The organism is Pseudomonas sp. HY2-MNA-CIBAN-0224, assembly GCF_040310285.1.
Lineage (GTDB): Bacteria > Pseudomonadota > Gammaproteobacteria > Pseudomonadales > Pseudomonadaceae > Aquipseudomonas > Aquipseudomonas helleri.
On record NZ_JBEOPQ010000017.1, the window covers coordinates 19,300 to 43,633 of the forward strand.

The 24,334-nt window shown below is 56.3% G+C and carries 18 protein-coding genes and 1 tRNA gene; 5 read left to right on the top strand and 14 right to left on the bottom strand.

What is annotated here, in order from left to right; translation table 11 throughout:
- The first annotated feature begins 10 nt into the window (after positions 1 to 10).
- Both AAEZ03_RS10655 and AAEZ03_RS10660 read left to right on the top strand, forming a co-directional pair.
- Entirely contained in the window at positions 11 to 838 is an 828-nt protein-coding gene (locus tag AAEZ03_RS10655; RefSeq protein ID WP_218576904.1) for a polyphosphate kinase 2 family protein, read from the top strand.
- A gap of 208 nt (positions 839 to 1,046) precedes the next feature.
- On the top strand, positions 1,047 to 2,231 hold the full coding sequence (locus tag AAEZ03_RS10660; RefSeq protein ID WP_278941595.1) for an ArsB/NhaD family transporter: 1,185 nt from the start codon (positions 1,047 to 1,049) through the stop codon (positions 2,229 to 2,231).
- 173 nt (positions 2,232 to 2,404) lie between these two features.
- Here the strand turns inward: AAEZ03_RS10660 and AAEZ03_RS10665 are convergent, their stop codons facing one another.
- From AAEZ03_RS10665 to rpsU, 8 genes are all read right to left on the bottom strand, one after another.
- Positions 2,405 to 3,376, bottom strand: a complete 972-nt coding sequence (locus AAEZ03_RS10665; RefSeq protein ID WP_350578372.1) for an IS110 family RNA-guided transposase — start codon at positions 3,374 to 3,376, stop codon at positions 2,405 to 2,407.
- Between the two features lie 731 nt (positions 3,377 to 4,107).
- A complete protein-coding gene (locus tag AAEZ03_RS10670; RefSeq protein ID WP_350578375.1) occupies positions 4,108 to 5,886 on the bottom strand; it encodes a hypothetical protein in 1,779 nt (592 codons plus the stop codon).
- Positions 5,883 to 6,797 carry a hypothetical protein gene (locus AAEZ03_RS10675; RefSeq protein WP_350578378.1) on the bottom strand — a complete coding sequence of 305 codons (915 nt, stop codon included), beginning with the start codon at positions 6,795 to 6,797 and terminating at the stop codon, positions 5,883 to 5,885. Before AAEZ03_RS10675 ends, AAEZ03_RS10670 begins: the two co-directional genes overlap by 4 nt.
- Position 6,798: 1 nt before the next feature.
- Complete coding sequence (gene rdrA / locus AAEZ03_RS10680; protein WP_350578381.1) at positions 6,799 to 9,420, bottom strand: antiviral RADAR system adenosine triphosphatase RdrA; 2,622 nt, start codon at positions 9,418 to 9,420, stop codon at positions 6,799 to 6,801.
- A gap of 482 nt (positions 9,421 to 9,902) precedes the next feature.
- Positions 9,903 to 9,979 (bottom strand) — tRNA-Ile (locus AAEZ03_RS10685).
- 164 nt (positions 9,980 to 10,143) lie between these two features.
- Positions 10,144 to 11,991: an RNA polymerase sigma factor RpoD gene (gene rpoD, locus AAEZ03_RS10690; RefSeq protein ID WP_350578384.1), complete on the bottom strand. Its 1,848-nt coding sequence runs from the start codon at positions 11,989 to 11,991 to the stop codon at positions 10,144 to 10,146.
- 67 nt (positions 11,992 to 12,058) lie between these two features.
- Entirely contained in the window at positions 12,059 to 14,014 is a 1,956-nt protein-coding gene (dnaG, locus tag AAEZ03_RS10695; protein ID WP_350578387.1) for a DNA primase, read from the bottom strand.
- Between the two features lie 473 nt (positions 14,015 to 14,487).
- Positions 14,488 to 14,703 carry a 30S ribosomal protein S21 gene (rpsU, locus tag AAEZ03_RS10700; RefSeq protein ID WP_002551877.1) on the bottom strand — a complete coding sequence of 72 codons (216 nt, stop codon included), beginning with the start codon at positions 14,701 to 14,703 and terminating at the stop codon, positions 14,488 to 14,490.
- 198 nt (positions 14,704 to 14,901) lie between these two features.
- On the opposite strand from rpsU, the gene tsaD reads away from it, so the two are divergent.
- Positions 14,902 to 15,927 (top strand): tRNA (adenosine(37)-N6)-threonylcarbamoyltransferase complex transferase subunit TsaD, encoded by a 1,026-nt coding sequence (gene tsaD, locus AAEZ03_RS10705; RefSeq protein WP_350578390.1) that lies wholly within the window; start codon positions 14,902 to 14,904, stop codon positions 15,925 to 15,927.
- 4 nt (positions 15,928 to 15,931) lie between these two features.
- On the opposite strand, the gene plsY is transcribed toward tsaD, so the two are convergent.
- On the bottom strand, positions 15,932 to 16,501 hold the full coding sequence (gene plsY, locus AAEZ03_RS10710) for a glycerol-3-phosphate 1-O-acyltransferase PlsY (protein WP_048372243.1): 570 nt from the start codon (positions 16,499 to 16,501) through the stop codon (positions 15,932 to 15,934).
- Positions 16,502 to 16,575: 74 nt separating this feature from the next.
- On the opposite strand from plsY, the gene folB reads away from it, so the two are divergent.
- Positions 16,576 to 16,929 carry a dihydroneopterin aldolase gene (gene folB, locus AAEZ03_RS10715; protein WP_048372241.1) on the top strand — a complete coding sequence of 118 codons (354 nt, stop codon included), beginning with the start codon at positions 16,576 to 16,578 and terminating at the stop codon, positions 16,927 to 16,929.
- Positions 16,920 to 17,438, top strand: a complete 519-nt coding sequence (gene folK, locus AAEZ03_RS10720; protein WP_123750901.1) for a 2-amino-4-hydroxy-6-hydroxymethyldihydropteridine diphosphokinase — start codon at positions 16,920 to 16,922, stop codon at positions 17,436 to 17,438. The genes folB and folK overlap by 10 nt, the downstream gene beginning before the upstream one ends.
- 89 nt (positions 17,439 to 17,527) lie before the next feature.
- Here the strand turns inward: folK and AAEZ03_RS10725 are convergent, their stop codons facing one another.
- The 5 genes from AAEZ03_RS10725 to glpE form a co-directional block, all read right to left on the bottom strand.
- Positions 17,528 to 18,757, bottom strand: coding sequence for a multifunctional CCA addition/repair protein (locus AAEZ03_RS10725; RefSeq protein WP_350578395.1), 1,230 nt, complete (start codon positions 18,755 to 18,757; stop codon positions 17,528 to 17,530).
- A gap of 61 nt (positions 18,758 to 18,818) precedes the next feature.
- Positions 18,819 to 20,381: a SpoVR family protein gene (locus AAEZ03_RS10730; RefSeq protein ID WP_048372235.1), complete on the bottom strand. Its 1,563-nt coding sequence runs from the start codon at positions 20,379 to 20,381 to the stop codon at positions 18,819 to 18,821.
- Positions 20,378 to 21,652, bottom strand: a complete 1,275-nt coding sequence (locus AAEZ03_RS10735) for a YeaH/YhbH family protein (protein WP_123750903.1) — start codon at positions 21,650 to 21,652, stop codon at positions 20,378 to 20,380. Before AAEZ03_RS10735 ends, AAEZ03_RS10730 begins: the two co-directional genes overlap by 4 nt.
- Before the next feature lie 102 nt (positions 21,653 to 21,754).
- Positions 21,755 to 23,677 carry a PrkA family serine protein kinase gene (locus AAEZ03_RS10740; protein ID WP_048372233.1) on the bottom strand — a complete coding sequence of 641 codons (1,923 nt, stop codon included), beginning with the start codon at positions 23,675 to 23,677 and terminating at the stop codon, positions 21,755 to 21,757.
- 311 nt (positions 23,678 to 23,988) lie between these two features.
- Positions 23,989 to 24,306: a thiosulfate sulfurtransferase GlpE gene (gene glpE / locus AAEZ03_RS10745; RefSeq protein WP_278941919.1), complete on the bottom strand. Its 318-nt coding sequence runs from the start codon at positions 24,304 to 24,306 to the stop codon at positions 23,989 to 23,991.
- Positions 24,307 to 24,334: the final 28 nt, after the last annotated feature.

The window sequence follows — 24,334 nt, forward strand, 5'->3', positions numbered from 1 at the left end:
TATGAGCCTTATGAGTAAGTTGATTGTTAAGCCAGGGTCAAAAATTCGCCTCGCTGACGTAGACCCTGATTTTCATGGTCCTTATAAATCGGAAAAGGATGCGCAAAAGCATCTTGATCAACAGTCCGCCAGCATCTCTGACCTGCAGAAGAAGCTCTATGCCGAGCGCAAACATTCCTTGCTGATTGTTTTGCAGGGCATTGATGCGGCCGGTAAAGATGGCACTTGCTGGCATGTGTTGCGATCGATGAACCCGCAAGGCACCAATGTGCATGGTTTCAAGCAGCCGACACCCGAAGAAAGCAGCCATGATTTTCTTTGGCGGGTGCATCCCCATGTACCCGCCGACGGCAACGTGGCTATCTTTAACCGTTCGCACTATGAAGACGTGCTTGTGCAGCGCGTGCACAAAATGGCGCCCGGCAAGGTTATTGAAAAGCGCTACGACCTGATCAATGCGTTTGAAAGCACCGTGCATTCGAATAACACGACGATCTTGAAGTTCTTCTTGTACATCTCGCCTGAAGAGCAACTCAGACGCTTTGAAGAGCGTCTGGATGATCCAATGCGACAGTGGAAAATCAGCGAGGGTGACTATTCAGAGCGCGCCCTGTGGGACGACTACATCAAGGCGTATGAGGCGATGTTGAACAAATGTTCGACTGATCATGCGCCCTGGTATGTCATCCCGGCCAACCACAAGTGGTTCCGCAACCTGGCTGTCGGGAGCATTGTTGAGAAGACGCTCAAAGACATGAAGATGCAGTTGCCCAAACCTACGGTTGATCTCAAAGAAATCAGAAGGAAGTACCACCAGGCCAAGAAAGAAAAGCTCTAAATCATTAGAGCGCCGCCCTGAAGGTTTTGAACGTTCAGGGCGGCGATGGCCAGGTCTGACATCTCATGGCGTTTCCTGTTGGTTGATCAGAGCAGGAAGCGCTATTGGCATTTAGCGGTTCACCTTATATCGGCCTGTGACGGGCTTCATTGCATTAGGCGTCGTTATGTACACAACCCTGCTCATTTTCTTCATGGTTTATTTGGTAATGGGTGTCGGTAAGCTGCCGGCATTTAACGTGGACAGAACGGGCGCTGCAGTCGTTGGCGCCCTGGCCATGATCGTAGCAGGAAGCCTTAGCCCGCAAGCCGCGTGGGATGCCATCGACTACCGCACCCTTGGGCTGTTGTTTGGCTTGATGGTGGTGTCGGGGGCGTTCACGGTCTCGGGGTTTTATGCCTGGGCTGCGGAGAAAGTCGCAACGCTGAAAATTACTCCGGTCGCGCTGTTAGCAGTGTTTATTGCCGTCAGTGCCGGACTTTCCTCATTGCTGACCAATGACGTGGTGGTGTTGTCGATGACGCCGCTGCTGGTCAGCGTGGCGCTGGCGCGGGGGCTTAACCCGGTGCCGTTTCTGCTGGCATTTTGTTTTGCAGCCAACGCCGGTGCCGCGGGCACCCTGATCGGCAGCCCGCAAAACATGATTGCGGCGCAAGCGCTTGATCTCTCGTTTAACGAGTTCATGATTGCCGCAGGGGTGCCGGCGCTTTTATCGCTGCCCATCATCTGGTGCATCATCGCGTGGCAATACCGTGGCAAATGGACGCTTGAGCGTAAGACCGATAAAGCGGTCGTTCACCCTCCCGTACAGCTCGATAAAGTCGAAACGACCAAGGCCATCATCGTCGCCAGCGCCGTGATCATCGCTTTGGTGGCCGACATATGGCCGCGAGAACTGGTGGCCTTGGCCGGCGCGGGCATCCTGCTGGTCAACCGCAGCCTGGCTTCCAAAGACGTGCTCAAGCAAGTTGACGGCAACCTGCTGCTGCTGATTATCGGCTTGTTCATTTGCAACCAGGCACTTGCCAACACCGGCTTGCCGCAATCGCTGTTTGACTGGTTACGCCATGTGGGCATCGACGTTAACGACCCTATTTCGCTGTTTGTGGCCGGTTCATTGCTCAGTGATGTGGTCGGCAACAACCCGGCGGTCATGCTGTTGTCCCCTTATTTGCACCCTGACGGCAATGCACAGTCGTTAGGTGCTGCGATAGCGTTGGGTACCGGGTTTTCGAGCAACCTTATTATTTTCGGCAGCCTGGCCGGGATCATCGTCGTGGAACAGGCTGCGGGGTGCGGTATCAAGATCTCGTTCGGGTCATTCGCAAAGTCCGGGGTGCCGGTGACCTTGGTGACCCTGCTGATGGCGGGGTTGTGGATTGCGTTTTTGTGAGGGGAGGGCTCGGCAGCGGCTACAGGGGTTTAGTGTTCGCTGGCTGTAGGAGCGAGCTTGTCTCGCGATCTTTTCAGCATGGTTTACGGCTGCTACGCACCCGGACGTAGCCTCGCAAGGCTCGTCAACTGCTACGGGGGAGCGTGAGCTCTGTGTAGATACCGTCTTAAATCTCACCGCGCAAGTGCAAGTTTCGGGTCATATGCTTGACCCGATTTGAGCACCCCGTAAATGAAATGCAGCAGCTTACGCATCGCTGCGCAGATGATCTGCATGGGGGCTTTGCCGTTGGCCTCCAGGCGGTCTTTCATCGCTTTTATCGCTTCATTGTGTTTCAGCGCCACCATGCCGGGCATATACAGGCCCGCCCGCAGGCGTGCCGAACCAATTTTCGAGATTAGCGTATGGCCCTTGAACTTCCCTGACTCCTGCAGCTTTGGGTTTAATCCGGCAGCAGCGACCAATTGGCGAGGATCAGTGTATTTGCGCAGATCACCCAGCTCAGCCAGCAGCCGCTCAAGTGTTTTCTGCCCGATACCGTCGATGGTCACGATCAGGTCCCGCATCTGGCGCATGTCCGGGTCGTCATCGATGTGTTTTTTGATAGCTTTATGCGTTTCAGCGATCTCTTTTTCGATATGGCTTAGAACAGAGTTGATCGAGTCTTTGACCTTTTCGTCAGATACGTCCAGGCGGTTGCGCTCCATTTGCTCCATTTCCTGAAGGTCATCCAGGCGGCTCACCATTGCTTTCAACTGGCGATATTTCAAAGGCTCAGGTGCCCATGAGTGAAGCTTTTCATTCTTTTCGCGAGCAAAATCGGCGAGCAGTTTGGCATCGCTTTTATCAGTCTTGATCCGGCGCAGTTCACTGCCAGCGAACGCACTGGTCGTAGCCGGATTCGCTACACATACCCTGTAACCTTTGTTGTAGACGAATTCAGCGAGCGCCAGGTGATAGACGCTTGTGGCCTCCATCACGATCAGGGCTGAAGGTTCGACGTGCTTGTCCAGCCAGGCTTCAAACTCTTTGAAACCCTTTGGATCATTGGCTAGCTTGGCCTTGGTTTTGTGCTTGCCATTGGGCAAGTGTGTAGCGATATCAAACGTGTTCTTTGCGATGTCGACGCCTACGAAACTGGACATAATCGTCTCTCCACTGGATCTCGTTTTCGATCATCACTGCACTCTGTCCAACCTTGCGAATGCGGGCTCTAGCCAGAGGCGGGCCCAAGATACCGTTCGAACTATACGAGTGAGTATGGAGGGTTGGAGCCCATCTACGTTGCAGGCAAGAAGCCTAAGGAGCTGTACGGCTTCCAGATCCCTCCCTCGATGATCAGTCGAGAACTATCGCTCCTGACGGAGCGATAGTCGAGATACAAGGAGCTGCCGAAGGCTGCGATCTTTTGACGGTATTTTGGTGGGCACAAAAAAGCCGCGCATTGAGCGGCTTTTAATGTGGTGGGCCCAGCAGGACTCGAACCTGCGACCAAGGGATTATGAGTTGCTGGGCGAACGAGTATGCCTAGAGAAAGCGTTCGTAGGTGAACGTAGGTTGGCATAGCTGGAGGTCCCGTAGTTACAGGTGCTTAGCGTAATTTTGAGAAGGTTGCTCAAGCTGGGGACTGTACCGTGGTGGTACTGATTTTGCACCGAGGTTCTGCCCCGTACGGTGATCGCCCTGATGCGGGCGTTTGGCCGGCAGGTGATCCCGAGAGTGTGGAGACGATCGAGCACGGGGAATTGCTGATGGGACTTGGCTGCGAGGTGGCGCAGGGCTACGGTATTGTCCGGCCGATAGTCGGGTTGGTCTAGATGTATCTATACCCGCATCAACGGGTAGTGCAGCGCTAGACGTACCCGTATCGGCCCGGCTAGCGGTCCCGGAATACTGGTTGGTGTGTGCGGTGGAACTGATCGTTTGCATGCACTCGTAGCCGCTCCAGCCACTCCTCGGCACACGTGCGCGAGACACCCAGCGCACGGGCGGCCTCCAGCAACAGGGCGTACTCAGTGCGCAAGGTGGTCGGAATTACGCCAGGATCGTCGGTGTTCACAGTTACCCGTATCGGTCCCCGACGCAGCCCGAACCGATTGTGCCGTGCGCCCTTTTCAAGCACGCTTTCGTCAGGCGGGTTCCAGCGGAAAATCGGATGGTCCTCGTAGCGGCGTATCCGCGCGATATACACGTTGGAGCTGGGGTTGGTCTCGAATATCACACCGCGCTGGTCGTACTCGTCGATCAGCCAGTCCTGAAGGGCCTCCATCAGTTCAAGGTCGTCTTCGGTTTCGTAGTCCAGCAGTAGCTGTAGATGGGCGTCATGGCGCGGTAGCAGATAATCGGTCGTCGCATGGGGGCGCACACTGACCCGCACGGTCAGTGGCTTGTCATTGCCTTGCTTGATGTGTGTCGAACGGCGCCAGTAGAGCCGCTCGGGGGTGGGATCGGCATGGCTACCATTGAGCTTGTCGAAATCAATGGCTGATAGCCGCGTCAGATCCGGAACTGCGGCAAGCACCTTGGCATCTTTCATACAGTTGCTGCGGTAGCCTTCCAGCATGTGGAAGCAGTTGCGCCTCAGGCTCCAGGCGTCGTGCAAGGTATGCGGACTGATAAAACGGGCCGTTGCGGTGGTGACGGGAGTTTTCTTGTCCGTGTCGGGATAGAACGCATTCAGGTAGTTTGTGCCAACCCACGGAACATGGGCTGCGAACTGTGCAATGCGACGCTCCAGGCGTGGCAAGACCTTGTTGGCCAGTGGCAGGCGCGGCGCCAGTAATGTCGCGTTGTGCCAGAGCCATACCAGGTTGTCCAGGTGCTCATCGACCGGCAACAACATGTCGCCCTGGTTTTCACACCAGATATGCGGGGATACACCCAGTGCCAAGGCGTGACCGATGCGATCACCGTGGCGCATTTCGCAGAAGCGAACGGTTTCATCGATATGGCGCATGCCCGACAGTGGGTGGGCATAGTCTTCACCGGCATGGATGCTCAAATGAAAGCCATTGTGTGCGCCAGCTTTGCGCGCGTTGGGTTGCAAGCCCGAACGAAGCCAGCGCAGCATGGGGGCGTAGATTTCATTGCGGGTCTTGTTTTCATCACCCGCAACATCGAAGCCACGAACCCAGGCATCAGGTTCGAAGTGAAAATGCGGGCTTAGATACCCATCTAGAAACGTGGGATCAGACCAGCCGGTTTGTTGGCTGAGTTTCTGAAAAAGGTTTTCACCCTCGAGCCAGAGTTGACTGCGATTCTTCAGGTGTTCGGTGCGGCGCAGGAAATGCACACAGAAATGCCAGCACTCCATCTGTGCCTTGAAGCGGGCGGCTTGTTTTGCATTGACCTGCTTCAGAAACGGCACACTGCCTTGGCCGTGATGGCGATTGATCGCCAGCGCCCAGCCACGAATACTATCGGGGCTGAACACTTTCTCGCTGATCTTGATTTCTGCGACGTCGGCGGCACCTTGAAACAGTTTTCGCACGCTGCCTTGTGCAAAGGCGCTACGTTGTTTCGGGGTGTGTGATTTCGAGCCGGAGGCCGAGGCAAATTTCCCGTATATGCCGGAGAACCGCGAGAGGCCCTGGCCGTCCATGATCAGTTGGCGACGCTTGCTCATCAACGCCGATATCAGAAAGAAGATGCTCATCCGCAGCATGGGGGGGCGGCGTCAGACTGGTACTGAGTCCAGAGCCATACCAGCAGCCAGAGCCATGCCTTGTCCAGGTCGCCGAGGGTGACCGCAAGGGCAATCTGGCGCTTGAGCCAGTTCGGTTTGCGGATGTCGTCTTCGCAACCCTGCAGATGGGCTAGGCTAGACCAATCGAGGATTGTCACTGGGTCCGTCATATGCCGGTCGCCCAAGGCGCGACTACAGAGGTCCAGTATATGAATCTGCCGGGGTTTGCCGACTGCTTCTCGGGACGGCCATTCACGCAGCAAGGCATGGGTGAGCCGATGTAGTGGGGCAAAGTCCTCCATACCTGGTTCGTTGGCCAGCTGGTTCATCAGGATTATGCCGTCGAAATGAATGCCGCCCAGATGGACATGGCCTTCGGCAAACGGCTTGTTGCTGATCGGAGGAGGGCTGAACAACGGTTGCTGGGCTTGCACGATACGGCAGATATCGTCAGAGTGAAGCCCAGCAGATTTTTTGAACTGCTTTGCCAGGTGCCAGGCCACTACTACGCTGGGGTCCAGTTTGGCACACATGCTGGCATAGTCCCGTAGCCGCTCCGGGCGGTAGTGGATGTAGTCGCCATTGCACAGAAACAAGTCGTCGAACAGGGCATCCAGCGGCTTGATGTCCGGTGTGCGGAGCAGCGTTGCGGGCCACGCGTGCGCCGCCGCGCTGTTCAGGTCGTTCAGGCGGTAGCGGCCATGGTGACGCTGGTCAATTTCGTGCGCCAGACGTTGCAGGTAAACCTTGTGGCGCTTATCGAATTCACCGAGTCGCTCGGCAGCTTGCGGCGACAGCAGGTCGGCCCGCAGCTGGTCGACCAGACTCTGGCTTGACAGCAGGCTTGTAACTGTCAGCTCTAGCAGGGATTGCTCGAGCATGTCAGTTGTCCTCTTTACTCACGTGAGTGTTGAGGTAGTCGAAATGCGGGTTGCTGAGGAATGTTTCTTCCCCGATATGGTATCCCTTGGCCATTTCGACGATGTTGTTGATATCGAGTTTTCGAATCTCGAGGTTCTGAAGCGCGTCTTTGATCGGGCCTTTGATCTTGAAGTACTTCTTTATAATAGTGGTCAGCTGGCGGCTTTTATTTTCATCGACATTGATCAGTTCAATGAACTCATCGTCGAGCTCAAGGGTCGTTCCCGCACTCTGATAGGTGGCCTCAACCAACATGTGTAGCGGATGTGTGGCCAGCGCGTGAGTGTAAGACCGTATTTCCCTTCCGAATGAACGATTACCGGAGCGGTGCATGAAAGGCGATATATTTTGCAGATAGAGACCGCTATTCTCGAAGTTTTCCCCTTCGCCCACATTCACGTCTGCAATGATGTAGGGCATTCCGAACACCTCACCTTTTTCCAGGCTCGCAAATGCGCTCCAGAGGCTGCGATAGGCCCGTCTGGCAACGTCTGCCAAATGATGGAGACTTTCCTTGGCTGGGTTCTGGTTGATTTTCAGCGGTTGATTGAACAGCCATGCCTGACTGAAGTATCGGTTCAATACATTGAACACCAGCCAGCCTGAAAGCAGTTGCTGGTCGATGCGTTCGGTCTTGCGCCACTCATTGATCTGTTGAGTAAGGTCGGCGATTGCAGAGTCGTAGACGGTATCCACTGCCCCTTCATCCGGGGGTGTCTCCAGCTCGCTGCTGACCATTCCGGTGATGGCAGGGAGGGAGTAGAACGGCGCACGCGCGATGATGGTGGTGATGTCCCGAGGTTCCAGGTCACGCACCAGACTCGCGATAACCAATTCGAAAAGCCGGCCGCAGTAGATCAGGTTGGCTTTCTTGCTCTCGTTATAGAAGCTGCGGTGAAGCATTAGGTCGATAAGGAGTTGGGTCTGTTCGTTGAGGGCAATTGAATTCTTCGTTTTGGTAGCATAACCGGCCTCAGGGTACGTATACGGGAAATCGCCATTGAAGGGCAGCGAATGAACCCAGGTGGAAGGCGCTCGATGGTACAACTCATCGCCGATGAATTGGCGGTGCATTTTTGGGAATGATTTAATTGTTTCAAACGATAAATGTTGAGGTTTGAACAGCGGCGTCTCGAATAGATCTGACAGTTTCGCTGTCGGCGTTTTCATCAGGTTAGCAAAGTGCTGGTCTGCCATCAGTGATAGGTACATTGCATTTTCGCTGAGCTCATGGCGCAGGTGGCGGAGCAGTACCGACTTGGACTCAAGTATCAGGTTCTGCCACTGCTGGAGATCCGCTCCGTCAACGTCCTGAAGCTGGTTGAAGAAATCTGCATAGGCTCGATTTCGCGCCGTTTCCCGCTGGCTTTTCCCCGTCAGGTTCTGAGCTTTCTGATAGTCCTCGGAGAACTGTGCCATACGCTGCGCGGCACTGGCAGGCATGAACATCAGGCGGTGTAATGCATAGTCATCCAATGCGTTGGTCCGAAGCCCCATCAGGACCGCATGCAGCTTGGGGATCTCGTGTCTCATGGCGAAGATCAACTGAGCGAGCTCGCGTACCGTCTCTACCGATATCGTGAGGCGCCGCCCTTCGCTGGTGTTTATCCTTTCATTGAGAAGGGCATCTACCCAGCGCCAGAATGTGTGAAGTGAAAAGTAATCGTTGGCACCGTTACACAGCACAATGTCTTTGCGCTCGAGATAGCTGCCGGCAGAGGGCATTTCCCGACGAAGTTGCAGGGGCATGACCTTGCGTTGGTATTCTGTTGCAAGATCCTTGGCCTTTTGAATGACGTCTTCGGCCCTGATATCACTGTCGTCGGTGATTCGCGCATGAAAACCCCTCCACGTGACTTCGTGGTACAGAGACAGGTCGCCGCTGATGATAGGTTGCGCATAGGGGGAGGTGAGGTAACGCCTAACCACTTCCAGGTTTTCGAAAGCGCGGTTCATCGAAGTGTCGACATCGTCGATCGGCAATACCAGCAACTTCTTGCCGATCAGGTCCAGCGCTTTCTTGAACAGAATATGAACCTGCTGCATCAGGTCATGGCTGCCCATGAATGCCCGCAGTTTATCCAGGCCGTACTTTTCCCGCTGTGACTGCAGATTTTCCAGTGTGTTGCCCAATACTTGAAGCTGATGATGGAACGCTTCTGCCTTGTGGTCGGCGCAGCTGAGCGCACGTGCAATAGTTTTGTCGCGAATTATGGCTGCGACAATCACGTTCAAAAACAGGTCATCAGTGTCTTCGAGCAGGGTTGGGTCGACCGGTTTGAGGATATGGACCTGATTTTCCAGTTCCGGGTGCTCACATTCGAGATACAGCTTCAGGTTGACCAAGACCGAACTCTTGCCGGCGCCGCGCTTGCCATCAATCAGGATTGCGCTGTGAGAACGATACAGGTCGACATCGTCATCGTTATCCGGCTGGTTGTTCAGGCTGTCGGCCAGCAGGGTGGCCAGATCCTGGTAAATCTCGCGCGCCAGCAGTGTGCTCGCATCCTTTTGAACGGCCTGTTCCTTCTGTTCGATGGGGAGACGTATGATCGATCTATCTGCGCTTCGTGCTTTGAACACCGGTACATTCCTGGTAAGGCGCCGAATGCCTGGATCAAGTGATCAGGGCGCGTGTCGTCCGCAGGGAACGGGCGGCGCGTGTATTCAGGCATGCTACTGGTGCCCTAAGCTGCCCGCAACAGATCAATAGGGTCAGTAGTAACTACTTTTGCGCGCTAAAGGGCTCGTTTTGTCTGGCACAATCTGCCACCTCTGCACGTACGAATGTCATCCGGCTAAATGCTCTGAATGTGATTCGTTCCTTGACCAGGACCAGAGCAAATATGGTTCGTTATGCAACGGATGCGAGGAAGCGGTTCACCAGATGCGAGAGTACGAGCTTGCGGTAAGGGCGAGCGGCAATACCGATGGAGATGAGGTCTAGCGGGTAAAAAGGCCAGGTGACGTTATGCAGGGTTTTGCAAGTGGCACGCAAAACGGCACGCAATGCGTGCCGTTTTTTGTGTATCAACAGCCAGTGAGGCTGATGTACCTGGTTTATATGGTGGGCCCAGCAGGACTCGAACCTGCGACCAAGGGATTATGAGTCCCCTGCTCTAACCAACTGAGCTATAGGCCCTTAGTAAGCCGGGGATTATAACGATGGTTTCTTACGAGTGCTATCCGAAAAGTCTTAATTAGAGGTACGAAGAATTCTGCGTGCGAATTCTGTCGCATTTAAAGGCGTGCAGGCGCTGTATTGCCCACAAAGCAAAACCCCCGGCAGGGCCGGGGGTTTTGGGATCACTCGTCGAGGAAGGAGCGTAAGTGCTCGCTTCTCGTCGGGTGGCGCAGCTTACGCAGCGCTTTGGCTTCGATTTGACGAATCCGCTCACGGGTAACGTCGAACTGCTTACCAACCTCCTCAAGGGTGTGGTCGGTATTCATGTCGATACCGAAACGCATGCGCAGTACTTTGGCTTCACGTGCCGTCAGGCCGCCGAGTACGTCGCGTGTCGCTTCTTTAAGGCTCTCAACGGTGGCTACATCGATTGGCGACTGCATGGTCGAGTCTTCGATGAAGTCGCCCAGATGGGAGTCTTCGTCATCACCGATCGGGGTTTCCATGGAGATCGGTTCTTTAGCGATCTTCAATACCTTGCGGATTTTGTCCTCAGGCATTTCCATGCGTTCGCCCAGCTCTTCCGGGGTCGGTTCACGACCCATTTCCTGCAGCATCTGGCGGGAAATACGGTTGAGCTTGTTGATCGTCTCGATCATGTGCACCGGAATACGGATGGTGCGGGCCTGGTCGGCGATCGAGCGAGTGATCGCCTGACGGATCCACCAGGTGGCATAAGTCGAGAATTTGTAGCCACGGCGGTATTCAAACTTGTCTACCGCTTTCATCAAGCCGATGTTGCCTTCCTGGATCAGGTCGAGGAACTGCAAACCACGGTTGGTGTACTTCTTGGCGATGGAGATCACCAGACGCAAGTTCGCTTCAACCATCTCTTTCTTCGCGCGGCGGGCCTTGGCCTCACCGATCGACATGCGACGGTTGATGTCTTTGATCTCAGCAACCGTCAAGCCGGTTTCTGCTTCCAGTGCCGACAGCTTTTGCTGGCAACGAATGATATCCGGTTGCAGGCGGCCAATGGCTTCAGCGTATTTGCTTTTGCCTTTGGCCAGCGAATCGCTCCAGCTTTCGTCAACTTCGTTGCCTGGGAACAGGCGCAGGAAGTCGGCGCGTGGCATACGTGCATCACGTACACACAGCTGCATGATGGCGCGTTCTTGTGCACGCAGACGCTCCAGGGCACTGCGAACACGCTCAACCAAACCTTCGAATTGCTTCGGAACCAGTTTGATCGGCATGAACAGCTCAGCCAGGGCAATCAGTTCGATGATGGCTTGCTTGCTAGCGCGGCCGTGCTTTTTCAGCGCCTTGCGAGTGATTTCCATCTGATCAGAGACGGCACCAAAACGCTGGGCGGCAATGATCGGATCTGGACCGCTTTCAGCTTCTTCTTCATCGTCTGAAGATTCGGCGTCGTCATCCTCGCTGTCGTCGTCAGCTTTAGCAGCTTTGGCGTCGACAGGTGGCGGAACTTCGGCGGCAGGTGGCGTAATACCGTCGTCCGGGTCGATATAACCGCTCAGAACGTCGGACAGGCGGCCACCTTCGGTGGTGACGCGAGTGTACTCGGAGAGAATGTGGTCAACCGTGCCAGGGAAGTGCGCGATTGCGCTCATCACTTCACGGATGCCTTCTTCGATACGCTTGGCGATTTCAATTTCGCCTTCACGTGTCAGCAACTCTACCGTACCCATTTCACGCATATACATACGTACAGGGTCAGTCGTACGACCAATATCGGTCTCTACTGCCGCCAACGCTGCGGCTGCTTCTTCAGCAGCGGCTTCGTCGGTGTCAGCATCGGCCAACATAAGGGCGTCCGCATCCGGAGCACTCTCGTGTACGGGGATCCCCATGTCATTAATCATGCGGATGATGTCTTCCACTTGCTCCGGATCTGAAATATCTTCGGGCAGGTGGTCGTTGACCTCTGCGTAAGTCAGATACTTCTGCTCACGGCCGAGGGTGATCAACTCTTTGATACGAGACTGCTGTTGCGCTTTTCCGGACATAACACCCTATCCACTGAAGGTCTTGGCGGGCAAAAAACAAGCCGAGGATTATACCTTAGCTGTGACCTCACGCGCCAGTTGAGGTCGGGTTTGATGCAGGATTATTGCGACTCAAGAGGTCGCGTAACTGGTTTTTTTCCTCGGTACTAAGCTCGCCTTGACGTGCTTTTCGAAGAAGTTGCTCTAGATTTCGCTCACGTTGGCGTGCTGACAAGCTAGTTATGGTGTCGAAAAACTGTTGTTCAAGGTTATCGGCGTCAATTAGCCATTCCTTTTCCAGCAGTCGTTGTAACAATCGACCCTGCTCGGTGCCGTGCCAGCGCGACAGCAACTGAATAGAGCTTAGCTTAGGATTTTTCTGTACGGCTTCTACCAGAGCAATCAGTAGCTGATTATTGGTCTGGTCTTCGGCCGCAAAGTGCCCGGCGTCCTCAACTTTTTTTGCCAGTTGGGGATGGTGCAGCAGGGTGCGCAAGGCCGTTAGCGTAGGCGGTTCGACGCCGACCGGCACCCAGGCCTGCTCGCGCTCACCGCCTCGTTTGCCTTTTTTGTCCCAAGGTTTGTTTTCCCACTTTTTACCGCCAGCGCCAGGCTTTTTCGGGGTCCATTCCTGTTGGGGGATGTACACGTCCGGTTGCTGGAAGTCGCTGTAGTCGGGCATTGCGTCGTAATCAATGCCGGGGTCGTAAGCGGGTTGGGCCTGGGGTTTTACGGGTGCGCTTTGTGCCAGTTGGCTGACCATGTCGTGGGTCAGGCCGGTGATTTCGGTCAGGCGCTGACGCATCAGCGTGCGCAGGTTGGCGCCTGGCACTTTGTCGATCAACGGTGCTGCCAGCGTGACCATGTGGGCTTTGCCCTCAAGCGACCGCGGGTCGGCTTCTTCGGTCAGTTGCTGGAAAAAGTAATCGGCCAGCGGTTGCGCGTGCTGGTTGATGCGCGCCTTGAAGGCATCGGTGCCTTCGGAGCGCACCAATGTGTCCGGGTCTTCGCCCTCGGGCAAAAACAGAAAGCGCGCACGGCGACCGTCCTGCAAGCACGAAAGTGTGGCTTCAAGGGCGCGCCAGGCAGCGTTGCGGCCAGCCTGGTCGCCGTCAAAGCAGAATAGAACGCTGGGCACCACGCGAAACAAGCGTTTCATGTGCTCTTCGCTGGTGGCGGTACCCAAGGTGGCAACGGCATTGCGCAGGCCTTGCTGGGCCAGTGCGATCACGTCCATGTAGCCTTCGACCACGATGATTTCATCGAGGCTGCGGTTGAATTTGCGTGCCTCGAACAGCCCGTAGAGTTCCTGGCCCTTGTGGAACACAGGGGTTTCCGGGGAGTTCAGGTATTTGGGTTTGTCGTCGCCGAGCACGCGGCCGCCGAACGCAATGATGCGGCCACGGCTGTCGCGGATCGGGAACATCACGCGGTCGCGAAAGCGGTCGTAGCGTTTGCCGGTCTCGGCGTTCTCCACCAGCAGCCCGGCGTCAATCATCGCCTTTTGCTGCAGCGTGTCGTTGCTCAAGTGCTTGAACAGGTTGTCCCAGCCGGGCGGGGCGAAACCGAGGCCAAAGTCGCGAGCGATTTCGCCGGTCAGGCCGCGGCCTTTGAGGTATTCGACGGCGACTTTGCGCGCAGGATGGCTCTTGAGCGCTTGCCGGTAAAAGTCGGCGGCGGCGGTCAGAAGCGGGTAAAGCGGTGAGTCGGTAGGTTGCCGTGGCTTGTGTGAGCGGCCGCCTTCTTCTCGGGGGATCTCCATGCCGGCAGCTTTTGCCAGCTCTTCGACGGCCTGGGGGAAGTCCAGGTTGTCGTGGTCCATGATGAAGCCGAGGGCATTGCCGCCTGCGCCGCAACCAAAGCAGTAATAAAACTGTTTGTCGGGGCTGACGCTGAACGAGGGCGTTTTTTCTTTATGAAACGGGCAGCAAGCCGTGTAGTTCTTGCCTGCTTTCTTCATTTGCACGCGCGAGCTGACGACATCGACGATATCGGTGCGGTTCAGAAGGTCGTCAATAAAGCTCTGGGGGATTAACCCGGCCATGGCGTTCTCGTCATCACGGAGCAGAAATTAACCCAGATGAATGGCTTGGCATGATGGCGTGCACGCAGGTGCATGGCTCGATCGTGTGGCGTCTGCTCAGTCATTGTGGGGAAGTGTATCTGTCGAATCTCATCTGACTAGGGTTTTAATCAGTGCGAATATGTTCGATAGGTGTTGCGCTCTGAGTCCGAATTGACCTGTGGTGGGTCTCGGGTGGCTCATAAGCAGGCACAGGAGAAGTACCTTGGGCTGATTGTCTTGGGAGAATCAGGAAAAGTGTGCTCGTCGGTAGCCTTGTAAGGCTCGTCAGTAAAGACGTGCACCGCTGGTTGTTAAAACCAGGTCTGACGTGGTGTTACGCTTTGTCGCGGTCGCATCTGCGGCCTTGACGGTAGAGCATGTAACTTGCTGCAACTGCCTACGGCCCGGCTTTAGGCCGGGCTTGGCAGAAGCTTGCAACGAACGTCTGTGTATTAGTACAGACGAACGGCGCGGCGCTGCTCGCGCTGAACTTTCTTCGCGTGACGCTTAACAGCTGCTGCTGCTTTGCGCTTACGCTCAGAAGTCGGCTTCTCGTAAAATTCGCGGCTGCGAACTTCAGCCAGTACACCGGCTTTTTCGCAGGAGCGCTTGAAACGACGCAGAGCTACGTCGAAGGGTTCGTTCTCTTTTACTTTGACGGCTGGCATCCAGAGCTACCTTCATTCATTACCGGGGTCAACGTCCCAAGGCTAAATTGCGTTGTAAGACGTCGGTTTTTAAGGGTTGCGGATGTTAACCCCTCAACGCCCGGAATGCAAAGCCTCTGATCGAAAACCGCTGGTCGGGGGCGGGAGTGGCGACTATTATGCGCGCCTTCGAATTGAGCCTCAACAAGGCGTAAACCCATGCTAGTACTGGGATTAGAAACTTCCTGCGACGAAACCGGCGTCGCGCTATACGACAGTGAACGCGGGCTTTTGGCCGATGCGCTGTTCAGTCAGATCGACCTGCACCGCGCTTATGGCGGTGTGGTGCCGGAGCTTGCCTCGCGTGATCACGTCAAGCGCATGCTGCCCTTGATTCGTCAGGTGTTGGCTGAGGCCGATTGCGTGCCTACAGAGATTGACGCCATTGCCTATACGGCAGGGCCGGGACTGGTCGGGGCCTTGCTGGTCGGGGCTTCGTGTGCCCAAGCGCTGGCCTTTGCCTGGGGTATTCCTGCCCTTGGCGTGCATCACATGGAAGGCCATTTATTGGCCCCCATGCTGGAAGAACAGCCACCTGAGTTCCCGTTCGTCGCTTTGTTGGTGTCGGGCGGCCATACGCAGCTGGTGCGTGTCGATGGCATCGGTCAATACGAGCTCTTGGGCGAGAGCCTGGATGATGCGGCGGGCGAAGCCTTCGATAAAACCGCCAAGATGATGGGGTTGCGTTATCCGGGCGGCCCTGAGATCGCGCGCCTGGCTGCACAAGGGGTTGCCGGGCGTTTTGTGTTCCCGCGGCCGATGACCGATCGTCCGGGGCTGCAATTCAGTTTTAGCGGCCTTAAAACCTTCGCGCTGAATACCTGGCAGCGTTGTGTGGACGCGGGCGAAGATACGGAGCAGGCGCGTTGCGATATTTCGCTGGCGTTTCAGCAGGCCGTTGTCGAGACCCTGACCATCAAGTGCAAGCGTGCGCTGAAGGCTGCCGGGATGAAGCGCCTGGTCATTGCGGGGGGTGTGAGTGCGAACAAGGCGCTGCGTGAATCGCTCGAGAAAATGCTCGGTGAGATGAACGGTCAGGTGTACTACGCTCGCCCGGAGTTCTGCACGGATAATGGCGCGATGATTGCCTATGCCGGGTGTCAGCGTTTACTGGTGGGCCAACACGAAAGCCTGGCGATCAGCGTGCAGGCGCGCTGGCCGATGGAGCAGTTGCCACCGCTGTAAGGGTTCAGAAATGCCGTTCGCGCCCAGCCATCAGGTCGCGTAGATTGCTGCGGTGCCGCCACACTATGAGCGTCGTCAGGGCGCTCATGGGCAGCAGCGCTGCAGGTTCTTGCCAGGCCAGCAAGGGCAGGGTGAGGGGAGCGGCAATCAGTGAGGCCAGCGAGCTCGTGCGGCTGAGCTGGAAGGTCAGCAGCCATGCGACAGCAGCCAGCAGCGCGGCGGGCGGATAAAGGCCCAGCAGCATGCCGGCAGCGGTGGCAACGCCCTTGCCGCCGCGAAAGCGAAAGTACAGTGGGTACATGTGCCCTACAACGGCGCAGGCGCCGATCCAGGCTTGTTGCTGGAGCGTGCAGCCCAGTTGATAGGCCAGCAATACCGGTAAAAGCCCTTTGCACAGATCGCCAAGCAAGGTCAGGATGGCGAGCTTTTTACCGGCCAGGCGCAACATGTTGGTTGCGCCAGCATTGCCTGAGCCACTCATTCGCGGGTCGGGATTTCCCGTCAGGCGGCTGAGCAAAATAGCGAAGGACATAGAACCAAGCAGGTAGGCGAGCATCGCCAGTAACCAAAACATGCTAACTATTCCGGGCAAGGACGCCCTGATTCTAACGGCGCATTGCGCCCTTGTCGTGCTGCGGAGAAGAGTGCTTGGACAGAGTGTTTATCGAAGGCCTGGAAGTTGACACCGTTATCGGTGCTTATGACTGGGAGCGCGGCATCCGTCAGTGCCTGCGGCTTGATCTGAGTTTTGCGTGGGATAACCGCCCGGCAGCGGCCGGAGACGACCTGACCCTGGCATTGGATTACGCCAGTGTGTCAGCGCGCATCCAGGCGTTTGCCGAGCAGGCTCAGTTCCAGCTGGTAGAAACGTTTGCCGAACGTTTGGCGCAAGTGCTGATGAGTGAATTCAATATTCCCTGGTTGCACCTCAAGCTGACCAAGCCCGGCGCCGTTGCGGCGGCCACAGGGGTGGGTGTGGAGATTGAGCGCGGATGCCGCTAACAGAGGTTTATCTCGGGCTCGGTAGCAATACCGAGCGTGAACGGCATTTGTGTGCCGGGCTGGACGCGCTTGCGGGCTTTTTAGTGGGCATGACGTGTTCGGCGGTGTTTGAAAGTCAGCCGGTGGGCATCAAAAGCGGGCCATTTTTCAATCTGGTGGTCGCGGCCAAAACCGATTTGCCACTAATGGAATTAAGCCGACGTTTGAAGTTGATTGAAGCGGATAACGGGCGTTATGCCCCGGATCGCAAAGGGCTGCCGCTGGATATTGACGTGTTGTTTTACGGCGATCTGGTGGGCGACTTTGAGTTCCTGACCTTGCCGCGAGCAGAAATTCTCAAGAATGCGTTTGTGCTTTGGCCGTTGTCGTTGATGGCGCCAGATAAGGTGCATCCGGGCGTAGGTAAAACCCTTGCCCAGATGTGGGCCGAAACGCACATCGACCAGGTATTGGCGCCTGTGGCGTTTGAGTGGCGGGGCGAGCAACTGACGCCGGCAGAGATGCTTTGATTTTGTAGGAGCAGCCGCTCGACGCTCGATTGCCTCGCGATCTTTTGATTGTTTAAAAGATCGCGAGGCAAGCTCGCTCCTACAGACGGTCAGTGTTTGGCGACGTCTTTGTAGGCTTGCAGGGCCTTGAGCCGTTCGTGCTTGAGGGCTTCACCCAGTTCGGGGCCTTTGAAACCTTGCTCGATCAGGGGTTGTACGGTCACGCCTTGTGCTGCCAGGGCCGCGCCACGCAGATAATCCGCCTGTGGATAAGGGCGGTTCTCCAGGCCTAAACGCCCTCTGGCGTCCATTTCGCAGGCCACCACAAATTCCTCAAAACGCTGAGGGCGGCGATATACATCAAACCGCTGCAGCAACTCCAGCAATGTCGATGCCTTGAGCTCCAGGGCGCGATGACCATGGGTGTGGTACTCGCCCACCAACAGCGCCAGTTCCTGGCAATCTCTCGGTACTTTGTAGCGTTCGTTGACGGCTTTTATCAGACGCAGCCCTTTGTGCTCGTGGGCAATGTGTCGTGGCCACTGGCTCTCGGGTGTCAGCCCTTTGCCCAAGTCGTGCAGCAGGCAAGCCCAGCGCACGGTCAGCGGCTGGTGGTGCAAGGCGGCTTGTTCGAGCACGCTCAGCGTGTGCAGGCCGCTGTCGACTTCGGGGTGATGAGCGGGAGGTTGTGGCACGCCAAACAAGGCGTTGACCTCTGGCAGCAGCACTTCAAGCGCGTCGCAACTGCGCAGCACTTCGATGAATACCTGTGGGTGATCTTCCATGAGTGCGCGAGAGATTTCTTTCCAGCAACGCTCGGGCGTCAGGGCCTGCAGTTCGCCAGAGGCGGACAGTTGGCGCATGAGTTCCAAGGTCTCGGGGGCGATGCTGAAACCAAGCCCGGCATAACGGGCGGCAAAGCGGGCAACACGCAGGACGCGCAAGGGATCTTCGGCAAACGCGGGGGAAACGTGGCGCAGAATGCGTGCTTCCAGGTCTTGTTGCCCGTGGTACGGGTCGGTGATGTTGCCATCAGCGTCTTCGGCCATCGCATTGATTGTCAGGTCGCGGCGTATCAGGTCGTCTTCGAGGGTGACGTCGGGGCTGGCATGGAAGACAAAGCCACCATAGCCATGGCCGCTTTTGCGTTCGGTTCGGGCAAGTGCATATTCTTCACCGGTTTTTGGGTGAAGAAACACCGGGAAGTCTGACCCCACCGGGCGAAACCCTTCGGCGAGCATTTGCTCGGCAGTCGCGCCCACCACCACCCAGTCGATGTCGGTGACGGGTTTGCCCAGCAAGCGGTCGCGCACTGCGCCGCCCACTTTATAGATCTTCATAAAAAACCTCCGTTAGCGCGACAGGATAACCCGTGTGCCGCGTTAGCGGAGGCCGATGTGGTTACAGGTGGACGGCGGACAAGTCCAGACGGCCGTAGTCGTTTTCACCATGCTCGCCTTTGGGCGGTACGTGCTGGACCTTCATGATCTGGTCGCCTTGCAGGGTCTCCAGATGGATATCGAAGCCCCACAAACGGTGCAGGTGCTTGAGTACCTCGTCGGTGGAGTCACCGAGCGGTTTGCGGTCATGTTGTTGATGGCGCAAGGTCAGGGAGCGGTCGCCGCGTCGATCAATGCTCCAGATCTGCACGTTGGGTTCACGATTGCCCAGGTTGTATTGCGCCGCCAGCGTTTCGCGGATGGTGCGGTAACCGTTCTCGTCGTGAATCGCAGGCACCAGCAGGTCGTCTTTTTGATCGTCGTCCATGATGCTGAAGAGCTTGAGGTCGCGAATGACCTTGGGCGACAGGTATTGCAGGATGAAGCTCTCGTCCTTGAAGCTGCTCATGGCAAATTTGATGCTGGTCAGCCAGTCGCTGCCTGCAAGGTCCGGGAACCAGCGCCGGTCTTCTTCGGTGGGGTGCTCGCACATGCGGCGGATGTCCTGGTACATCGCAAACCCCAGTGCATAGGGGTTGATCCCGCTGTAGTACGGGCTGTCAAAGCCTGGCTGGAAGACCACGCTGGTGTGCGAGGTCAGGAACTCCATCATGAAGCCATCGGTGACCAGCCCTTCGTCATACAGGTCGTTCATCAGTGTGTAGTGCCAGAACGTGGCCCAGCCCTCGTTCATCACCTGGGTTTGGCGCTGCGGATAAAAATACTGGGCGATTTTGCGCACAATGCGCACGACTTCGCGCTGCCAGGGCTCCAGCAGTGGCGCGTGTTTTTCAATGAAGTACAGGATGTTTTCCTGCGGCTCATCCGGGAAGCGGGCGTTGTCCTTTTCGCTGGATTTGCCCACTCCCTTGGGGATGGTGCGCCACAGGTCGTTGATTTGCTTTTGCAGATGCTCTTCGCGGTCTTTCTGGCGACGGCGTTCTTCTTCGGCCGAAATCGGGTAGGGCCGTTTGTAGCGGTCCACCCCGTAGTTCATCAAGGCATGGCAGGAGTCGAGCAGGTCTTCGACGGCATCGATGCCGTGGCGTTCTTCGCACTGCATGATGTACTGCTTGGCGAACACCAGGTAGTCGATGATCGAGCTGGCGTCGGTCCAGGTCCGGAACAGGTAGTTGCCCTTGAAGAAGCTGTTATGCCCGTAGCATGCGTGGGCCACGACCAGGGCTTGCATGCAGATGGTGTTTTCTTCCATCAGGTAGGCGATGCACGGGTCGGAGTTGATCACGATTTCGTAGGCCAGCCCCATCTGCCCACGGCTGTAGGACTTCTCGGTACTCAAGAAGTGTTTGCCGTAGGACCAATGGTGGTAACCCAGCGGCATGCCGACGGACGCGTAGGCGTCCATCATTTGCTCAGCGGTAATTACCTCAATCTGGTTGGGGTAGGTGTCCAGCGCATAACGTTCCGCGAGGCGGCTGATTTCGCGGTCGTAAGCCTGGATCAGCTCAAAGGTCCACTCGGACCCTGTGGAAATGGGTTGGCGTTTATGCTCTTTGGCGGTCATGTGGCTAACCTGCGCTGGAAGAGTTCACGGAAGACCGGGTAGATATCGCCGGCCGAGACCAGTTGCTGTTGAGCGAACGTGTCGGGAAACGAGTCTCTGATGCGCTCGTATTCGAACCAGAGCGCCTGATGTTCGCGCGGGGTGATCTCAACGTAAGTGTAGTACTGCACGAACGGCATGATCTGGTTGACCAGGATGTCGCGGCAAATAGGCGAGTCATCGTTCCAGTTGTCCCCATCCGAGGCTTGGGCCGCGTAGATGTTCCATTCATTGGCCGGATACCGCTCGGCCATGATCTCTTGCATCAGTTTGAGTGCGCTGGACACGATGGTGCCGCCGGTTTCCCGGGAATAGAAGAACTCCTCTTCATCGACCTCGCGGGCGCTGGTGTGATGGCGAATGAACACCACGTCAATCTTGTCGTAGTTCCGTTTCAGGAACAGGTACAAGAGGATGAAGAAGCGCTTGGCGATGTCTTTGGTGGCCTGGGTCATGGACCCGGAAACGTCCATCAGGCAGAACATCACCGCCTTTGAGCTGGGGTTGGGTTGTTTGACCAACAGGTTGTATTTGAGGTCGAAGGTATCGAGGAACGGCACACGGTGTATCCGTGCGCTGAGTTTCTCTATTTCGGCCTCGATGTCTCTGATATCGCCGAAGTTGTCTGGTTCTTCACGTTTTAGCCGCTCAAGTTCAGCTTTGGCTTCTTTGAGTTTTGCCCGGCTGCTGCCGGACAGGGCGATACGCCGTGCGTGGGCCGAACGCAGGGTGCGGATGATGTTGATGCGCGACGGGTTGCCTTCGTTGCTGATGCCCGCGCGCACGGTTTTGAAGGTGTCGGTGCCGGTCAGGTGGCGTTTGATCAGGTTCGGCAGTTCGAGGTCTTCGAACATGAATTCGAGGAACTCTTCCTGGGTGATCTGAAAGACGAATTCGTCCATGCCCTCGCCGGAATTACCCGCTTTGCCAGGGCCGCCGCCTCCACCGCCACCGCCTTGTGGGCGCTGGATATGTTCGCCGCTGGTGAATTCCTTGTTGCCGGGGTGAACCGTGGTTTGCTTGCCACCACGGCCGTGGTGAAGCACGGGCTCATCAATGTCGCGGCCCGGGATGCTGATTTGCTCGCCATGCTCCATGTCGGTGATGGAACGATGGCCTACGGCCTCTTCGACCGCCTTTTTGATGTGGTCGCGGTAACGACGCAGGAAACGCTGACGGTTTACCGTGCTTTTGTTCTTGCCATTAAGGCGTCGGTCGATCACATAGCTCATAAGGCCCTCCGGGCAGCTTCAAGTTGTGAGCTGCAAGCTGCAAGTCGAAGCACAGCGCGTATGTTTCTTCTTGCAGCTTGAGGCTTGAGGCTTATAACGGCCTCACTGCGATTTTCTGACTCGCAGATACCACTCGGAGAGCAGTCGTACTTGTTTGTCGGTGTAGCCGCGTTCGACCATGCGGGTGACGAAGTCGTTGTGTTTTTGCTGGTCCTCTTTGCTCGCTTTGGCGTTGAAGCTGATAACCGGTAGCAAGTCCTCGGTGTTGGAGAACATTTTCTTCTCGATGACCACGCGCAGCTTCTCGTAGCTGAGCCAGGTCGGATTTTTGCCATTGTTGTTGGCGCGGGCACGCAGCACGAAGTTGACGATTTCGTTGCGGAAATCTTTCGGGTTGCTGATGCCGGCCGGTTTTTCGATTTTTTCCAGCTCTTCGTTGAGCGCTACGCGGTTGAGGATTTCGCCGGTTTCCGGGTCGCGGTACTCCTGGTCCTGAATCCAGAAATCGGCGTAAAGCACGTAGCGGTCGAAGATGTTTTGCCCGTACTCGCTGTAGGACTCCAGGTAAGCGGTCTGGATCTCCTTTCCGATGAACTCGATGTAGCGCGGTGCCAGGTATTCCTTGAGAAAGCGCAAATAACGCTCGCGGGTTTCTGCCGGGAACTGTTCTTGCTCGATCTGTTGCTCCAGCACATAGAGCAGGTGCACCGGGTTGGCAGCAATTTCGTGCGGGTCAAAGTTGAACACTTTGGAAAGGATTTTGAACGCGAAGCGGGTCGACAGACCGGTCATGCCTTCATCCACGCCCGCGCTGTCGCGGTACTCCTGAATCGACTTGGCTTTCGGGTCGGTGTCTTTGAGGTTCTCGCCGTCATAGACCCGCATCTTGGAGTAGATGTTGGAGTTCTCTGGCTCTTTGAGGCGTGACAGTACAGTGAACTGCGCGAGCATTTTCAGGGTGTCCGGGGCGCAATGGGCCTTGGCCAGCGAACTGTTGAACAACAGCTTGTCGTAGATTTTGACTTCGTCGCTGACGCGCAGGCAGTACGGGACTTTGACGATGTAAATCCGGTCGATGAACGCTTCGTTGTTCTTGTTGTTGCGGAAGGTGTGCCACTCCGATTCGTTGGAGTGAGCCAGCAGGATGCCGTTGAACGGAATCGCGCCGAGCCCTTCGGTACTGTTGTAGTTGCCCTCTTGGGTGGCGGTGAGCAGAGGGTGGAGCACCTTGATCGGTGCCTTGAACATCTCCACGAATTCCATCAGGCCCTGGTTGGCCCGGCACAGTGCGCCCGAGTAGCTGTAGGCGTCGGCGTCGTTTTGCGGGAATTCTTCGAGTTTGCGGATATCGACCTTACCGACGAGGGCCGAGATGTCCTGGTTGTTCTCGTCACCGGGCTCGGTTTTGGCCACGCCGATCTGATTGAGGATCGAAGGGTAGAGTTTAACCACGCGGAACTGACTGATATCACCACCGAATTCGGCCAGGCGTTTAGTCGCCCAAGGCGACATGATGGTGTTCAGGTAGCGTTTTTGGATGCCGAAGTCTTCTTCAAGAATCGCGCCGTCTTCGGTCGCGTTGAACAGCCCCAGCGGTGATTCAAAGACGGGTGAGCCCTTGATCGCATAGAACGGGACCTTCTCGATCAGTTCTTTGAGCTTTTCAGCCAGCGAAGACTTGCCGCCGCCCACCGGGCCGAGCAGGTAGAGAATTTGTTTTTTCTCTTCCAGGCCCTGCGCGGCATGGCGGAAGTACGACACGATCTGGTCAATGCACTCTTCCATTCCGTGGAAGTCGGCAAAGGCCGGATAGCGGCGAATCACTTTGTTCGAAAAAATGCGCGACAGGCGGGAATTGGTTGAGGTGTCCAGTAGTTCCGGTTCACCGATGGCCATCAGCAGCCGTTCGGCAGCTGAGGCGTAAGCGCTTTTGTCTTGTTTGCACAGCTCAAGGTATTCCTGGAGCGTTAGCTCTTCTTGGCGTGTGGATTCAAAGCGTTGTTGGAAGTGGCTAAAAATACTCATGACGTCACCTCGCTCGATACGTGGAGCCGGCGATTGATCGGTCAGTTCGAGTGCTGGCATGCAGCAACGTTGCAGTTGCCGTGTACCCCCCAGGACACCATCAAGGCGCTTAACCCCTTGAAGTTACTACTGATGATCCATACACCGGTGTACCGGCTCTCCCCAGATTCGGATGGCCTGCGCTTAAGGATAGTTGGTAATCGGGGAGGTCAAGAAGAGATGCGCGAATAGTTGGCGCGACCGTTGGTCTGCAAGAGCGCCAGCCCGCTCAGGACGCGGGCTTGGGCGGATGAAAATATTTTTCGGGCTACTTATTGGGACGTTTCTGCGGGGTAGGTGGTGCGCCACAGTTCGAAGCCGCCATCGAGGCTGTAAACGTCAGAAAACCCTTGGCTGATCAGGTAAGCCGCTGCGCTTTGGCTGGAGTTGCCGTGGTAGCAGGTGACGATCAGCGGGGCGTCGAGGTCGGCTGCGCGGATGAAGTCAGCGATCGACTGGTTGTCCAGATGCAGTGAGCCGGTGATATGCAGGGCGGCATAGGTGGGCTGGTCGCGGATGTCGACGACTACAGCGCCTTTTTCGCGCAGTGCTTGGGCTTGTTCAGGGGGAATGCGTTTGAATTCAGTCATGGGAGTTTCCTTAAGCCAGGCAGCGCGT

What these genes read in the sequence shown, in the direction of transcription:
- rpoD (WP_350578384.1), bottom strand. Translation starts at nt 11,991, where the DNA reads ATGTCCGGAAAAGCGCAACAGCAGTCTCGTATCAAAGAGTTGATCACC.
- AAEZ03_RS10735 (WP_123750903.1), bottom strand. Translation starts at nt 21,652, where the DNA reads ATGAGCTATGTGATCGACCGACGCCTTAATGGCAAGAACAAAAGCACG.
- dnaG (WP_350578387.1), bottom strand. Translation starts at nt 14,014, where the DNA reads ATGGCCGGGTTAATCCCCCAGAGCTTTATTGACGACCTTCTGAACCGC.
- AAEZ03_RS10660 (WP_278941595.1), top strand. Translation starts at nt 1,047, where the DNA reads ATGGGTGTCGGTAAGCTGCCGGCATTTAACGTGGACAGAACGGGCGCT.
- AAEZ03_RS10740 (WP_048372233.1), bottom strand. Translation starts at nt 23,677, where the DNA reads ATGAGTATTTTTAGCCACTTCCAACAACGCTTTGAATCCACACGCCAA.
- rpsU (WP_002551877.1), bottom strand. Translation starts at nt 14,703, where the DNA reads ATGCCAGCCGTCAAAGTAAAAGAGAACGAACCCTTCGACGTAGCTCTG.
- glpE (WP_278941919.1), bottom strand. Translation starts at nt 24,306, where the DNA reads ATGACTGAATTCAAACGCATTCCCCCTGAACAAGCCCAAGCACTGCGC.
- AAEZ03_RS10675 (WP_350578378.1), bottom strand. Translation starts at nt 6,797, where the DNA reads ATGCTCGAGCAATCCCTGCTAGAGCTGACAGTTACAAGCCTGCTGTCA.
- AAEZ03_RS10730 (WP_048372235.1), bottom strand. Translation starts at nt 20,381, where the DNA reads ATGACCGCCAAAGAGCATAAACGCCAACCCATTTCCACAGGGTCCGAG.
- AAEZ03_RS10725 (WP_350578395.1), bottom strand. Translation starts at nt 18,757, where the DNA reads ATGAAGATCTATAAAGTGGGCGGCGCAGTGCGCGACCGCTTGCTGGGC.
- AAEZ03_RS10655 (WP_218576904.1), top strand. Translation starts at nt 11, where the DNA reads ATGAGTAAGTTGATTGTTAAGCCAGGGTCAAAAATTCGCCTCGCTGAC.
- plsY (WP_048372243.1), bottom strand. Translation starts at nt 16,501, where the DNA reads ATGTTTTGGTTACTGGCGATGCTCGCCTACCTGCTTGGTTCTATGTCC.
- AAEZ03_RS10670 (WP_350578375.1), bottom strand. Translation starts at nt 5,886, where the DNA reads ATGAGCATCTTCTTTCTGATATCGGCGTTGATGAGCAAGCGTCGCCAA.
- tsaD (WP_350578390.1), top strand. Translation starts at nt 14,902, where the DNA reads ATGCTAGTACTGGGATTAGAAACTTCCTGCGACGAAACCGGCGTCGCG.
- AAEZ03_RS10665 (WP_350578372.1), bottom strand. Translation starts at nt 3,376, where the DNA reads ATGTCCAGTTTCGTAGGCGTCGACATCGCAAAGAACACGTTTGATATC.
- folK (WP_123750901.1), top strand. Translation starts at nt 16,920, where the DNA reads ATGCCGCTAACAGAGGTTTATCTCGGGCTCGGTAGCAATACCGAGCGT.